The sequence below is a fragment of the Flavobacterium frigoris genome (genome assembly GCF_900111075.1).
GTDB lineage: Bacteria > Bacteroidota > Bacteroidia > Flavobacteriales > Flavobacteriaceae > Flavobacterium > Flavobacterium frigoris.
In genome coordinates, this window is sequence record NZ_FOFZ01000002.1 from 492,904 (window position 1) to 507,461 (window position 14,558).

Annotated in this window: 13 protein-coding genes; 7 read left to right on the forward strand and 6 right to left on the reverse strand. The window is 35.2% G+C overall.

Going from position 1 to position 14,558, the window contains the following annotated elements; genetic code table 11:
* The first annotated feature begins 9 nt into the window (after nucleotides 1-9).
* Entirely contained in the window at nucleotides 10-2,058 is a 2,049-nt protein-coding gene (locus BMW63_RS05315; RefSeq protein WP_074721940.1) for a M16 family metallopeptidase, read from the forward strand.
* Nucleotides 2,059-2,139: 81 nt separating this feature from the next.
* Here BMW63_RS05315 and BMW63_RS05320 read toward each other — a convergent pair whose 3' ends face one another.
* On the reverse strand, nucleotides 2,140-3,006 hold the full coding sequence (locus BMW63_RS05320) for a DMT family transporter (protein ID WP_074721942.1): 867 nt from the start codon (nucleotides 3,004-3,006) through the stop codon (nucleotides 2,140-2,142).
* Nucleotides 3,007-3,116: 110 nt separating this feature from the next.
* Here BMW63_RS05320 and BMW63_RS05325 point away from each other — a divergent pair, with 110 nt between their 5' ends.
* On the forward strand, nucleotides 3,117-3,497 hold the full coding sequence (locus BMW63_RS05325; RefSeq protein WP_074721944.1) for a heavy-metal-associated domain-containing protein: 381 nt from the start codon (nucleotides 3,117-3,119) through the stop codon (nucleotides 3,495-3,497).
* Between the two features lie 57 nt (nucleotides 3,498-3,554).
* Here the strand turns inward: BMW63_RS05325 and gldD are convergent, their stop codons facing one another.
* Genes gldD through mutY form a run of 4 tightly spaced genes read right to left on the reverse strand, consistent with a single transcriptional unit; the run spans nucleotide 3,555 to nucleotide 6,985 of the window.
* Nucleotides 3,555-4,082 (reverse strand): gliding motility lipoprotein GldD, encoded by a 528-nt coding sequence (gene gldD / locus BMW63_RS05330; RefSeq protein WP_245744864.1) that lies wholly within the window; start codon nucleotides 4,080-4,082, stop codon nucleotides 3,555-3,557.
* 55 nt (nucleotides 4,083-4,137) lie between these two features.
* The gene (locus tag BMW63_RS05335; RefSeq protein ID WP_074721948.1) at nucleotides 4,138-5,436 is read right to left on the reverse strand and encodes a gliding motility-associated protein GldE; all 1,299 of its coding nucleotides are present in this window, start codon (nucleotides 5,434-5,436) and stop codon (nucleotides 4,138-4,140) included.
* A 23-nt stretch (nucleotides 5,437-5,459) separates the two neighbouring features.
* Complete coding sequence (locus tag BMW63_RS05340) at nucleotides 5,460-5,900, reverse strand: single-stranded DNA-binding protein (protein ID WP_074721950.1); 441 nt, start codon at nucleotides 5,898-5,900, stop codon at nucleotides 5,460-5,462.
* 50 nt (nucleotides 5,901-5,950) lie between these two features.
* Nucleotides 5,951-6,985, reverse strand: a complete 1,035-nt coding sequence (gene mutY / locus BMW63_RS05345; protein WP_074721952.1) for an A/G-specific adenine glycosylase — start codon at nucleotides 6,983-6,985, stop codon at nucleotides 5,951-5,953.
* A gap of 134 nt (nucleotides 6,986-7,119) precedes the next feature.
* On the opposite strand from mutY, the gene BMW63_RS05350 reads away from it, so the two are divergent.
* The 3 genes from BMW63_RS05350 to BMW63_RS05365 all read left to right on the forward strand — a co-directional run bounded on the left by BMW63_RS05350 (nucleotide 7,120) and on the right by BMW63_RS05365 (nucleotide 11,179).
* Nucleotides 7,120-7,410 carry an HU family DNA-binding protein gene (locus tag BMW63_RS05350; protein ID WP_016989051.1) on the forward strand — a complete coding sequence of 97 codons (291 nt, stop codon included), beginning with the start codon at nucleotides 7,120-7,122 and terminating at the stop codon, nucleotides 7,408-7,410.
* A 391-nt stretch (nucleotides 7,411-7,801) separates the two neighbouring features.
* The gene (locus BMW63_RS05355) at nucleotides 7,802-9,346 is read left to right on the forward strand and encodes an Rne/Rng family ribonuclease (RefSeq protein WP_074721954.1); all 1,545 of its coding nucleotides are present in this window, start codon (nucleotides 7,802-7,804) and stop codon (nucleotides 9,344-9,346) included.
* A gap of 792 nt (nucleotides 9,347-10,138) precedes the next feature.
* The gene (locus tag BMW63_RS05365) at nucleotides 10,139-11,179 is read left to right on the forward strand and encodes a potassium channel family protein (protein WP_083380350.1); all 1,041 of its coding nucleotides are present in this window, start codon (nucleotides 10,139-10,141) and stop codon (nucleotides 11,177-11,179) included.
* A 15-nt stretch (nucleotides 11,180-11,194) separates the two neighbouring features.
* On the opposite strand, the gene BMW63_RS05370 is transcribed toward BMW63_RS05365, so the two are convergent.
* Nucleotides 11,195-11,638, reverse strand: a complete 444-nt coding sequence (locus BMW63_RS05370) for a nucleoside deaminase (protein WP_074721958.1) — start codon at nucleotides 11,636-11,638, stop codon at nucleotides 11,195-11,197.
* A 125-nt stretch (nucleotides 11,639-11,763) separates the two neighbouring features.
* Here BMW63_RS05370 and BMW63_RS05375 point away from each other — a divergent pair, with 125 nt between their 5' ends.
* A complete protein-coding gene (locus BMW63_RS05375; RefSeq protein WP_074721960.1) occupies nucleotides 11,764-13,545 on the forward strand; it encodes a 1-deoxy-D-xylulose-5-phosphate synthase in 1,782 nt (593 codons plus the stop codon).
* 40 nt (nucleotides 13,546-13,585) lie between these two features.
* On the forward strand, nucleotides 13,586-14,554 hold the full coding sequence (locus tag BMW63_RS05380; protein WP_074721962.1) for a DUF3078 domain-containing protein: 969 nt from the start codon (nucleotides 13,586-13,588) through the stop codon (nucleotides 14,552-14,554).
* Nucleotides 14,555-14,558 lie beyond the last annotated feature (4 nt).

Below are 14,558 nucleotides of genomic sequence, written 5' to 3' on the forward strand. Positions count from 1 at the left end.
AGAACCATCATGAAAAAAACAATATATATACTATCAAGTCTATTTTTGACTTTAGTTTTGCAAGCACAAATAATCCCGCAACCAAAACCTGCAGCTCCTCCGACAATTAAGATTGGTAAATCCAGTAATTTTGAGCTTAAGAACGGACTGAAAATAATGGTCGTAGAAAACCACAAACTGCCTCGAGTAGCCTATAGCCTTAGTTTAGACAACATGCCTTATGCCGAAGGAGACAAAAAAGGAGTAGCAGATATTACCAGTCAACTTATCGGAAGCGGAACCACAAAAACATCAAAAGATGCCTTTAATGAAGAAGTTGATTTCTTAGGTGCAAATATAAATTTTAATTCAAATGGTGCTTATGCCAGCGGACTGTCTAAATATTCTGAAAGAATATTAGAATTAATGGCTGACGGCGCACTCAATACCGTCTTTACTCAAGAAGAATTTGATAAAATAAAAGCAAAGCTTTTAGAAGGAATAAAAACACAAGAAAAGAGCGTCGCTGCTGTTGCAGGACGCGTTGAAGATGTTTTAGCCTTTGGGGTAAGCCATCCTTCAGGAGAGTTTTTAAGTGCCGAAACCATTGACAAAGTTGCCCTAAAAGATGCCGTTGCAAACTACAAAACTAATTTCGTTCCCGGAAATGCCTACTTGGTTATTGTAGGAGATGTCAATACGAAAGAAGTAAAAAAAATGGTTGAGAAACTTTTTGGCTCTTGGGCCAAAGGCATTGCCCCTCAGATCACATATCCTGATCCTAAAAACGTGCAACAAACTCAGATTGATTTTGTAGATATGCCAAACGCTGTCCAGTCTGAAATCGCAGTGGTAAATACCATCAATTTAAAACTTACTGACAAACAATATTTTTCTGCAATTTTAGCAAATCAAATTCTTGGTGGTGGCGGAGAAGGAAGATTATTTTTAAACTTACGTGAAAAACACGGATGGACATACGGCGCTTATTCTAATATAGGATTTGGTAAATACGTAGAAAAATTTCGTTCTTCAACTTCAGTAAGAAATGCAGTAACAGACAGTTCTGTAGTTGAAATTTTAAGCGAATTAAAAAAAATCAGAACAGAATTTGTGTCTGCTGACGATCTAAAAAACGCAAAAGCAAAATACATAGGTAACTTTGTAATGCAAATCCAAAAGCCAACTACGGTTGCACGTTATGCCTTAAATACAGAAATCTATAATTTGCCTTCTGATTTTTACGAAAACTACATTAAAAGCATAAATGCAGTAACTGTAGAAGATATTAAAGATGTAGCTAATAAATATTTCCTGGCTGACAATATAAGAGTATTGGTTGTGGGTAAAGGATCTGAAGTAGCTCCCGCATTGGAGAAACTAAAAATGCCAATGTTTTATTTTGATAAATACGGAACGCCAATTGAAAAACCAATTTTCAAAAAAGAGATACCAGCAGGCGTAACTATTAAAAGTGTCTTAGACAATTACATCGTTGCAATAGGTGGAGAAAAAGCGGTGAAAGCCGTGAAAACAATCTCTATGGTAGGTTCAACAGTAATACCTCAAGCGCCATCGCCTTTAACTTTTACTTCAAAAGCGGATGCAAAAGGAAAATTAAGTATAGAACTAGCAATGGGAACTATGAGCATGATGAAACAAGTAGTCAATGAAACCAGTGCTTATGCGCTACAACAAGGGCAACGAAAAGATTTTAAAGGCGATGAGTTAGCTGAAATGAAAAATAGCGCAGTCTTATTCGAAGAATTACTTTTGGATAAAAAAGACGGCGTAACACTAACTGGTATCGAAACCATTAACGGTAAAGACACTTATGCTATTAAAGACGGTAAAACTACACTCTATTATGATGTGACTACCGGTTTAAAACTGGCAGACGCAAAAACAATGGAGCAAGGAGGCAAATCTATTACTCAAGTAACTAATTTTGGGGATTACAGAGAAGTTAAAGGTGTAAAAGTTCCTTTCAACATCATTCAAAACGTAGGCTTTGAATTAGACATCAAAATGTCCGATGTAAAAATTAATGAAGGTGTTACAGATGCTGATTTTAAATAATCAAATCCTGAAATAAACAATAAAGGCTGTCTAAAACGACAGCCTTTATTATTATACAAAAAATCCTATATGTATTGAATGTTACTTTTTTGCCGACAAATACACTCCAATTAAGATGATAAAAGCACCTACAAACTGCACCGACGTTAGTATTTCATTATCCAACAATCCCCAGAAGAAGGCTACCACCGGAATCAAATAGGTCACCGAAGTTGCAAAAACCGGCGAAGACATTTGTATTAGTTTAAAGAAAAGAATATTGGCAATTCCAGTTCCAAGAACTCCTAAGATTATGATAAATACAACTGCCTGCTGTACTTTTTCAACATGTACAACATCTGCAAAACTGGTGAAATACAATATAATCAAAGATGGAAAAAGCAGTACTAGAAAATTACCTGTTGTAATACTAAGCGGACTCAAGTCTGACAAAAATCGTTTGATTAGATTGACATTAATAGCATAACAAACCGAAGCAATAACCACTAAAATAGCATAATAGTAATTCTGATCGGGATGATTCATTGCTCCATTGAAAACTAACAATAAACTTCCAATTAGTCCAATAAAAACACCCCAAACTTGTCTTCTTTCGAAACTAACACCAAAGACTAGCGCACCCAAAATCAACGTATTTAAGGGCGTCAAAGAGTTTAAAATAGAGCTTACAGAACTATCAATTTCCGTTTGTGCTAAAGCAAAAAGAAAAGCAGGAACAAATGTCCCGAACATAGAAGTTATCGCAATGAACTTCCATTTTTCTTTTGGGATTTTTGACAAGCTTTTGAAACCAATCAGCAATAAAAAAATCGCAGCAAAAATGATTCTTAACGAACCAACTTGTAAAGCTGACAATCCAATTAATCCTTTTTTTATCAAAATAAATGAACTTCCCCAAATCAAGGCAAGTCCCATTAAATAAATCCATTTTAATTGTTTCGATTCCATATTGTTAGTTTACCTCAAAATTGTAATAATTTTATGAATTAGCGCTACTTTTTTAAGTAATTTTGTTTTCGAATAAAAAAAACGGGTAAAACACTTAAAATCATATCATAATGAACATTACAAAATCAATCGCTATAGTAGCACTAGCTGGACTTTTGTTTGTAAGCTGCAAAAAAAACACTGAAGAAGCCCCAAAAGAAACTTCAAAAACAGAAACGGAAGCCCCAAAAGTAAAAAAAGAAATAGCTGCCGAAAACGTACAAACTGCTAACTTTTCTATTGAAGGAATGACTTGTGCAGTAGGTTGCGCTAAAACAATCCAAGAAGAATTAACGGTTCTTGACGGAGTACAAACCGCTAAGGTGGATTTTGACACAAAATCAGCAATAGTAACTTTTGATAAAACAGTACAAACTCCTGAAAGCTTAACTAAAGTCGTTCAAGATACCGGTGACGGAAAAACATACACCGTTTCGAATATGAAATCGTAATTAACAGATTTTATTTCATAAAAAAAGCTTCTCGTTGAGAAGCTTTTTTTATGAAATCTATTTCCATTTTAAAGTTTCCAGCAACCGTTGCATGTCATTTTTAACATAACTCGCCGCTGGCATTATAGAATCAAAATTAGGTTTTGCGTAAAAATAAACGGAACCGGTAACGAAATGTTTCGTACTATCGGTTGCATAGAATTGCGAATTGGTTGCTGCATTTCCATCCACCTGATAAAACATACCATACACTTTTTTGGCAGGATTCATATAAGGCTGCTCCAATATATCATCGGCCTTTATAACATGCTCGTAAGTTAGCTTCTGGGCATCCCGCAGCAAGGTATTGATATTGTTATTCACTGGCTTATAAGTCAAATAAATTGTCGCTTTCATTTTTGGGTACGTAATCGTAAATCCGCAATCCTTTTCTCCTTTTATGACCGCTTCTGAATTCATTTCGAAAGTAAACGGACATTCATTTTCAAAATTAGCATAGGTCGCAACCGGATAATCCAAGCGCAAATAACTGGATGGTTTTGGAAGAACATCGTCCTTACAGCTTGAAAACAGGAACAATCCCATAAACACGATTACAACTATTATACTAGAAAAATATATATTTTTGTCCTGATTCAAATTAAACATCAACCGTTACTTTTATCTGTTTTATACGTTTTTTATCTATTGTCTCAATTGTGAATAGGCAATTTTCATATGATATTTTTTGCCCTTTCATCGGGAAATTACCTGAAATTTCAAGAATAAATCCAGCCAAAGTTTCAGCTTCTCCTTTTCTTATCTCAAACTCTTCCTCGTTGACATCAATAATTCTATAGAAATCTTTCAGATTTATTTTACCCTCAAAAAGATAGTTTTTTTCATCAATTTTAATGAAATTAACATTGTCATCATCAAACTCATCACTGATATCTCCAACAATTTCCTCAATAACATCTTCGAGAGAAACCAAACCAGAGGTTCCGCCGTATTCATCCACCACAATAGCAAGATGACTTTTCATTCTTTGAAAGTCTTTTAGCAGGTTATCCAATTTCTTATTCTCTGGGATAAAAAACGGCTCCCGTATTAAGGTGTTCCACATAAAATCTTTCTCATCAAGGTGACGCAATAAATCCTTCACAAACAAAACGCCTTCTATCTGGTCAATATTGTCCCGATAAACAGGAATTCGGGAATATCCTTTTTCGATAATCTTAGAATAGATTTCAGAAAATGATTCTGTTATCTCTAAAGCAAAGATATCAATCCTCGGACTCATAACCTGCTTCGTATCTGTATTACCAAAAGTTACAATCCCCATCAATATCTTCTGCTCCTCTAAAGAAGTTTCATCTGAAGAAGTAAGTTCTAAAGCTTGTGACAGCTGATCAACTGAAAAATTTGTTTTTTGTTTCCCTAGTTTATTGTGTAAATAAATGGTTGTTTCTCGCATAGGAACACTAATAGGTGAAAGCAATTTATCAAGTACGGCAATCGGGTATGCAATCATTTTTGCAAACTTAATGTTGTTTCGACTGGCATATACCTTAGGTAATACTTCGCCAAATAACAAAAGTAAAAAGGTAACAACGATGACTTCGACAGTAAACTTTAAAGCCGGTGAACTAATCGCAGCAAACAAGTTTTTCCCAATAAATGAAAATAAAATTACCACTCCAATATTAATAAAATTATTAGCCACAAGAAGCGTAGCCAATAGTTTTTTGGGTCTCTCTATAAGATCAGCGAGAATTTTCCCTTTGGAATCATTCCCTTGTATTGTTTCGTCAATGTCTTGTTGTGACAACGAAAACAAGGCTACTTCAGCTCCGGAAACTAATGCAGAGCAAAAAAGCAATACAAATATACCGGCAAAACCAAACAATAGATTGGTATCTACTGTATACGCGAAATTTAAACTGGGCTCTGGGTCCAAATTAAAAAAGATTAGTTAAACAATTAAAATGGCAAATCATTGATAGGCAAGCCATTATTTTGTGGGGCAAAGTTAGTGTTTTTTACGGATTCCGTGATATCAATTTGTTTGTTGTTTTCGCTAGCTTTCTTCGTTGATAAAAAAGTGAACTCCGTAACTTGAATTTCGGTAGTGTGCTTTGTGGTTCCGTCCTCTGTCTGCCATTGACGCGATTTAATACGTCCCTCTACATAAATTTTATCGCCTTTTGATAAATGTTTCTCACAAATTTCGGCCGCTTTATTACGTACCACTAAATTATGCCACTCCGTAGAAGTGATTTTTTCGTTTGTAGTTTTATTAATATACACTTCATTTGTAGCCAATTGAAACCTGCCGATACAGTTCCCTCCATCAAAATAATGCATTTTTATTTCATCTCCAAGGTGCCCAATCAGCATCACCTTATTTAACGTTCCGTTCATGGTATTTGGTGTGTATTTTACTCAAAGGTACATTTTTTTACTTCTTTTAATTATTCCTTTTCAATAAAATTATGAATCACGATAGGGAATGGAAACGTTTTCAAAACCTCATTGTTTATTCCGTTTTCAATAGTCCCTTTTAGACCTACTTTCCAGAACTTAATATAAAGGTGTTGATGCGATAATTTATGAATAATACTTTTCGCATTGCATTCCATCACACTGACCACCTCATTCTCCTCAAAATAATGCTCTTGAATCTTTTCAGCAACATAATCAAAACCCTCCTCTTTGACCGTTTCCATCAAAGGAAACTCATATAGATTTTGCCAAATCCCTTTGGCCGTTCTCTTTTGTATTATGGTGTTTTCATTATCATCAGCAACAACCAAGTAATTAAAGTAGCGATTGCGCACTTTCAACTTCTTAGACTTCACTGGCAACTGAGCTACTTTATTTTTCTGCAGTGCAGCACAACTTTCATTAAACACACAAATACTGCAATTCGGACTTTTGGGAACACATTGCAAAGCACCAAACTCCATAATCGCTTGATTAAAAATAGCGGGGTTGTCTTTAGGTATTAATTCGAAAGCCAAGGCAGCGAATTCTTTTTTGGCGGAAGCCAAAGCAATATCGGTTTCGACATCAAAATAGCGCGACAACACCCGAAACACATTTCCGTCCACTACAGGAACGATCTCATTATAAGAAAAAGAGGCAATGGCGGCAGCGGTGTACTCGCCCACTCCTTTTAATTTCAACAAGTCATTATAACTACCGGGAAAAACACCATTTAATTCAAATGCTACATATTGAGCTGTTTTATGCAAGTTTCTGGCACGCGAGTAATACCCAAGTCCTTGCCAAAGCTTTAGCACTTCTTCTTCATTGGCTTTAGCCAAATCAAAAACAGTGGGAAATGCAGCTGTAAATGCCAAAAAATACGGCGTCCCCTGAGCCACTCGAGTCTGTTGAAGCATGATTTCGGAGAGCCAAATTAGGTACGGATTTGTAGTGCTTCGCCATGGCAAATCTCTTTTATTTTGTAAATACCACTTTATAAGCAAGTTAGAAAATTTCATTATTAATTATTTGTTGACAAAAGTAAAAGTTTATGTGATTAAATTTTAATGAATTAGCTTGAATAATTGTTTTTTAAATTCATATATTTGCACACTCAAAAAAATGATTACAATATAATAAATAAGGAAAGAAAATGACGAAAGCAGATATCGTAGCAAAAATTTCAGAAAAATTAGGTCTTGAAAAAGGTGATGTGCAAGCAACTGTAGAGACTTTTATGAATGAAGTTAAAAATTCATTAGAAACTGGAGACAATGTTTATTTAAGAGGTTTTGGAAGTTTTATCGTGAAAACTAGAGCTGAAAAAACTGGAAGAAATATTTCCAAAAATACAACAATAAAAATTCCTGCACATAACATTCCTGCTTTCAAACCAGCAAAAGTTTTTGTTGAAGGAGTAAAGATCAATAACGAAGCAAAATAAAAATATTAATTAATCATAAAATCGATAAGATATGCCAAGTGGTAAAAAAAGAAAGAGACATAAGGTAGCAACTCACAAACGTAAAAAAAGAGCGAGAGCTAACCGTCACAAAAAGAAAAAGTAGTTTTAAACTACTTTTTCCTTTTTAAAAGTTCATTGAAATTGAAATTTAGTGATTTCAGGTTTACAGAGCATAATCTAAGATTTAAGTATCTGAAAATTGCGAGTTAATCTGCCAGCCTAAATTTCTCCGGGTTCAATACCTGTTAAAATTATTGTTTAATCCATCCTTATTTTTAATTTAGGAATTTAGATTCAGGATTCAGGATTATAAAATCCAAAATCTCAAATCCAATATCCCAAATCATCAGTTCGGATAAAAATTTACAACGTGAATAAAGAATTAATCATTCGATCTAGTTCTGATTTTGTAGATTTTGCCTTATTAAAAGATGGAAAACTAATTGAATTACACAAGGAAGAAGAAAAAAGCAACTTTCAAGTAGGTGATATTTTTATTGCCAAAATAAGAAAACCAGTTGCTGGTCTTAATGCTGCTTTTGTAAATGTAGGCTTCGAAAAAGATGCTTTTTTACATTATCACGATTTAGGACCTAATTTAGCTTCTCAGATGAAATTCATAAAACTTGTAAGCGCAGGTAAAATAAAAGATTTCTCCCTAAAAAACTTTCAGTTTGATAAAGAGATAGACAAAGACGGTATTATTACTGATGTAATTAATGCCAATCAATCTATCTTAGTACAAGTTGTAAAAGAACCAATATCTACAAAAGGACCAAGAATTAGCGCTGAGCTTTCTCTTGCCGGAAGATTTATTGTTTTAGTTCCTTTTTCTGATCGAGTTTCTATTTCTCAAAAAATAGAAGACAAGAAAGAAAAAGACAGACTAAAAAAACTTGTGCAATCCATCAAGCCAAAAGGATTTGGTGTTATTGTTCGCACAGTAGCAGAAGGCAAAAATACAGCCGAATTAGAAAAAGACATGCAGAATCTGCTTAGCAGGTGGGATGCAATGTGTAAAAAATTACCGACCGCTCATCATCCGTCAAAAATTTTAGGAGAGCTCAATAGAGCTTCTTCAATATTAAGAGACGTTTTTAATGATACTTTTACTAGTATACAAATTGATGATGAAGAGTTGTACAACCAAACGAAGGATTATTTGCAAGAAATTGCACCTTCAAAACAATCAATTGTTAAGTTTTATCAATCAAATGATACGCCCATTTTTGAGAAATACAACATAGAGAGACAAATCAAGACTTCATTCGGGAAAACAGTGTCCATGAGTAAAGGTGCTTATCTTATTATCGAACATACTGAAGCTTTACACGTCATTGACGTAAACAGCGGAAACCGTTCTAATAAAGCATCTAATCAGGAAGATACTGCCATGGAAGTCAATATGATTGCCGCTGCCGAAATCGCTAGACAATTGCGTCTACGTGACATGGGAGGTATTATCGTAATTGATTTTATCGATTTGTCTAATCCTGAAAACCGTAAAATATTGTTCGACTTCTTGAGAGAAGAAATGAGCGACGATAAAGCGAAACACAAGATCTTACCCCCTAGTAAATTTGGACTAGTCCAGATTACAAGACAAAGAGTAAGACCTGAAGTAAATATTAAAACTAGAGAAGAAGATCCAAACGATGTGAATGGCGAAATTGAAGCGCCAATTTTAATCATTGACCGAATCATTTCTGATTTAGAAAGAATTTTAAAAACTCACAAAAAAGTTGTGCTTAATGTACACCCTTTTGTGGCAGCATACCTTACCAAAGGTTTTCCATCATTACGTTCAAAATGGTTTTTTGAACATAAAAAGTGGGTAAAAATCATACCGCGTGACGCTTACACGTACTTAGAATATCATTTCTACGACAAAACGGGAAATGTTATAAAAGAATAAATCAGAAACTCCTCAAGAAATTGAGGAGTTTTTTTTTGTCTTTTTTTCAAGGAGCTTTTTACTTCGTCAGTTCGCTTCGCTCGTGTCCTGCTTTACACTACAATCTTTTTATTTTTAAAGAAAAAAATAAAAAGGATTTTCGTTGCAATCAGAGCTAAAAAAATTCTACACAAACACCCAAATTACAACTAAGTAACTTATTACTGTAAAAAAATAGCATACATTAGTATCACGAAAAATAAAGCATTTGATTCCCAACAAAAAACATAAAAAAGAACAACCATTTATACCAAATAAAAGACAAATCACCATCGTTGTTACGACAATAATTTTATTGCTAATACAGTTAATAGCCATGTAATTTACAACCGAAGTACATTGCACTCCAATTGATTTTGCTGCAGTGCGAGTATTACTTCTTGGCAACGGACTTCTATGCGAGTTGGTATTAAGAAAGATTCCTCAAACGAAATATCGTATTGTTATCTGCTTAAGCTTACTCATAATCCTCGTTATGATTTGGACACAATTAGCTGTTGGTATTTTCGGCTCACCATTTAGCGGTACATAAAGATCAACTAATAACACCAAAACAAGATAGCAAACGTAACTTTAGTATTAAATTGAACAAAGCACTCATACGAATACTTGCGCAAGATTTACGGTAAAACTAAGTGTCCAGCCATTTGTGTTTATTTACTATATTAGCCACCTGACCAAATATCAAAACACAAGACTACTGCAGTAGCCCAATACTATATTTTTTTGATGTTATAGATTAAAATAAATACCATGAACTATTTTGTGTTTTTCCTAGGAGTCATACTTCTTCTCGTTACCGCCACTGATTTAATCAACACGTCCTTATCTGTAAGAGGGGCGGGTTTTCTTACAAAACGACTTTCCATGTCCATCTGGAACTTACTTTTAATCATTAATAAAAAAATGGGACGCAGAAAAGTACTGGAAATCGGCGGGGCTATCATATTGGTTTCTATTTTAATAAACTGGTTGCTGCTCATCTGGATTTCGGCCAGTCTATTATTCATCAGTCATCCCGATTCACTGATGAATGTTGAGACCAACTCTCCTACAACTGTAGTTAATAAGATCTTTTTCACTGGTTATACTTTATCTACTTTAGGCCTTGGCGACATAGAACCCGAAGGAAACTTCTGGGATATTCTTACCGCGATACTTTCATTCACCGGATTAATTCTGATTTCCATAGCAATTACCTACTTAATTCCAGTGGTTTCAGCTGAAATAACAAAAAGAAAAATTAGTGTTAACATCAATACACTTGGCGGTTCTGTGGAAGAGATACTATTGAATTATTGGAATGGAAAAGACTTTAAGGAACTAGAACAGCCTTTCATTCCCCTTATTGATTCTATCATCTTACACGCTCAAAATCATAAAGCCTACTCTGTATTGCATTTTTTCCATTCTTCAGATAGGAAAGAAGCCTTTGTTCTTAATATCACAAACCTCGATGAAGTAATTACTGTACTACTCCATAACATTCCTAAAGAACAACAACCTTCATTCAATGTGCTTATCAGACTGAGAAAAGCGATTTCCAGCTACCTAGTAACGCTACCAGCCACCTTCATAACTCCAGGAAAAAAAACACCACCAGTTTTAATTCTTACTGCACTTGAAAACAAGGGAATAAAAATAATATCTGGTGAAATGGTAGATTTAGAATATGATAAGCTGAGAACGAGACGCCGATTATTATTGTCTCTACTGATAGATGACGGATGGGAATGGACTGACCTTAATTGCGGAAGTTATAATCATGAAATAATAATGAATGAAACCAATTAAAATGCGTTCCTAAACTTATTTCCTTTTCTTAGCAAAAAACTGCTTCATCAAGTCCGAAGCCTCTTCAGCTAAAACACCTCGTTTTACGACCGTTTTTGGATGCAGTTGTGTACCCATTTTCATGTAACCGCGGTGCTCATCACTTGCGCCAAAAACAATTTTAGAAATTTGACTCCAATACAAAGCACCGGCGCACATCTGGCAGGGTTCGAGAGTAACATAAAGCGTACAGTCTTTTAAATATTTTCCACCAAGGTAATTTGCGGCGGCGGTAATCGCTTGCATTTCTGCATGAGCAGTAACGTCATTAAGCAATTCGGTGAGATTATGACTTCGCGCGATAACCGTATTATTAACTACGATAATAGCCCCAACAGGAATTTCGCCTTTATCGAAAGCCATTTCAGCTTCCTGCAAAGCTTTCTTCATGAAGTACTCGTCAGTGAAAGGATTTATCATATTATTGACCGCGCATTCCCAAATTTTAAATTCTTTGTGAATCTTCGCTTTTTTTTTGTGAATCTTTGTAAAACAAGTTATTTTATCGAATGTAAAAATACAAATTCAAATCGTACATTTGCTTTATGTCAGACAATTTACTTTTAAACATTGATAGTCCCATTGATTTGCGCAAACTGGACGAAGCCCAACTTCCAAAGCTGGCTCAAGAATTACGTAATTTTATCATCGATGTTGTTTCCGTAAAAGAAGGTCATCTCGGTGCCAGTTTAGGCGTTATCGAACTCACCATCGCCTTGCATTATGTATTTAATACCCCCGATGATTTATTGATTTGGGACGTGGGGCATCAGGCATACGGACATAAAATACTGACTGGAAGAAGAGACAGTTTTCATACGAACAGACAATTGGGCGGCCTATCTGGTTTCCCAAAAAGAAGTGAGAGTATTTACGACGCTTTTGGCGTAGGCCACTCCTCAACTTCTATTTCGGCAGCACTAGGAATGGCAATTGCATCTAATTTAAAAGAGGATTTTGAAAAACAACACATTGCCGTTATCGGAGATGCTTCTATAGCATCAGGAATGGCTTTTGAAGGACTCAATCACGCTGGAGTCACTGATGCAAATTTATTAGTAATCCTAAACGACAACGCCATCGGAATTGACCCAAGCGTAGGTGCCTTGAAGAATTACCTGACTGCAGTGAAAAACGGAAAAAATCCGAGGCAAAACAATATGATCAAATCCTTAAATATCGACTACTCCGGTCCTATTGACGGACATGATATTTTTGCAGTAATTAAAGAACTGAAACGTTTACAAAAAATAAAAGGCCCAAAATTTCTTCATGTTATTACTACAAAAGGCAAAGGACTAAAACAAGCCGAAGAAGATCAAGTAAAATACCATGCACCAGGAAAATTTGATGCCAAATCTGGTGAAATACATTTAAAGTCGGAAGAAAATCTTCCACCAAAATACCAAGACGTTTTTGGCTTGACCGTTTTAGATTTAGCTAAAAAAAACGAAAAAATAGTAGGGATTACGCCCGCTATGCCATCAGGAAGTTCATTGAAATTCATGATGGACGCTTTGCCAGAGCGTGCCTTTGATGTGGGAATTGCCGAGCAACATGCTGTTACCCTCTCTGCCGGAATGGCGACGCAAGGAATGGTGGTTTTTTGCAACATCTACTCCACTTTTTTACAAAGAGCCTACGATCAAGTGATTCATGACGTAGCCTTACAAAACTTACCCGTGATTTTTTGCCTAGACAGAGCGGGACTCGTGGGAGAAGATGGAGCAACCCATCATGGCGTTTTTGATTTGGCTTATTTGCGCTGTATTCCTAATATGATCATCTATTCTCCACTGAATGAAATTGGACTGCAAAACATACTTTACAGTGCCCAGCTAGGCCTAGATCATCCTATAGCCATTCGTTATCCTCGTGGTCGTGGCGTGCTCGCAGACTGGCAATCCAAAAACTTCGGAAACTACGAAAAAATTGAAATCGGTAGCGCCAATTGCTTAAAGCACGGAACTGAAACTGCAGTTTTATCGAATGGCTCAATAGGCAAAAACGTCACTTTGGCATTAGCTAATTTAAACAACCCAAAAACTATTGCTCATTACGACTTTGCATTCGTTAAACCATTGGATGAAAAAGAATTACATACTATTTTCAAAACCTTCAAAAAGATTGTAACAATCGAAGATGGAGTAACAAAAGGCGGATTTGGAAGTGCAATCCTAGAGTTTGCAGCAAAAAATAATTATACTGCAAAAATACAATTACTGGGAATTCCAGATGAATTTATAGAACACGGAACTGTAGAAAGACTACAACAATACTGTAACATTGACGTTAAAAGTTTAGAAATAATTTTTTCCTCTGAGTGAAAACAATTATTTTGCGCCCACTAAACACAATGAGCTTATAATGAAATTACCGCATTCGTCCGTCCTGTTAATCATATTGCTGTTTTCAGCAAATATGTTCTCCCAGAAAATTATTACCACCATAGATGGTCCTGAAAAAGTCGATATAGATAGCCTTTCTCATTGGGTAAATAAAAACCGAATTGGATTTGATATCTCTGAAATTGCTTTTCTAAATTGGAATGCCGGAGGAACTAGCTCCATTTCAGGCTTACTAAAAGGAAAATTTAATCGAGTATACACCAAAGACAATTACAACTGGACTAACGAATTGATCGTACGTTATGGATTGAACAAACAAGATGGAATTGAACTTCGAAAAACAGAAGACGTACTGCAGTTAAGTTCTGCTTTAGGGTATCGTCAAGACACATTATCGAACTGGTTCCATACTGCAAAATTCAATTTTGCTACCCAACTCACTGATGGGTATGCGTATCCAAATAAGGAAACCTCCATATCCAGAGCATTTGCACCCGCTTATATATTCCTAGGACTTGGAGCAGAATATGCTTCAAAAGACAAACACAAACTACTATACTTATCTCCTTTCACTTCAAAAATAACGATGGTATTAGACCAAAGATTAGCTAATCTAGGTACTTTTGGTGTTAAAAAGGCGACATATGATTTAAATGGAAATTTAATTGCTGAAGGAGAAAAATCAAAAGTGGAACTTGGTTTTCTTTTAACTGGTTTTTATAAAAAAGAAATATTCAAAAATATCACTATTGAAAACAGACTGAGTTTATATTCTGACTACATCAATAAATTTGGAAATGTTGATATCGATTACGATCTGACATTAGAATTAGTGGTCAATCAACACGTGAAGACAAATATTGGGATGCATGTCATTTATGATGATGACATTAAAGCAAAAGAAGACATCAACGGAGAACAAGTTACCGTAGGTCCAAAACTACAATTAAAACAAATTTTAGGAGTGGGAGTTGTCTATAATTTTTAAAAAA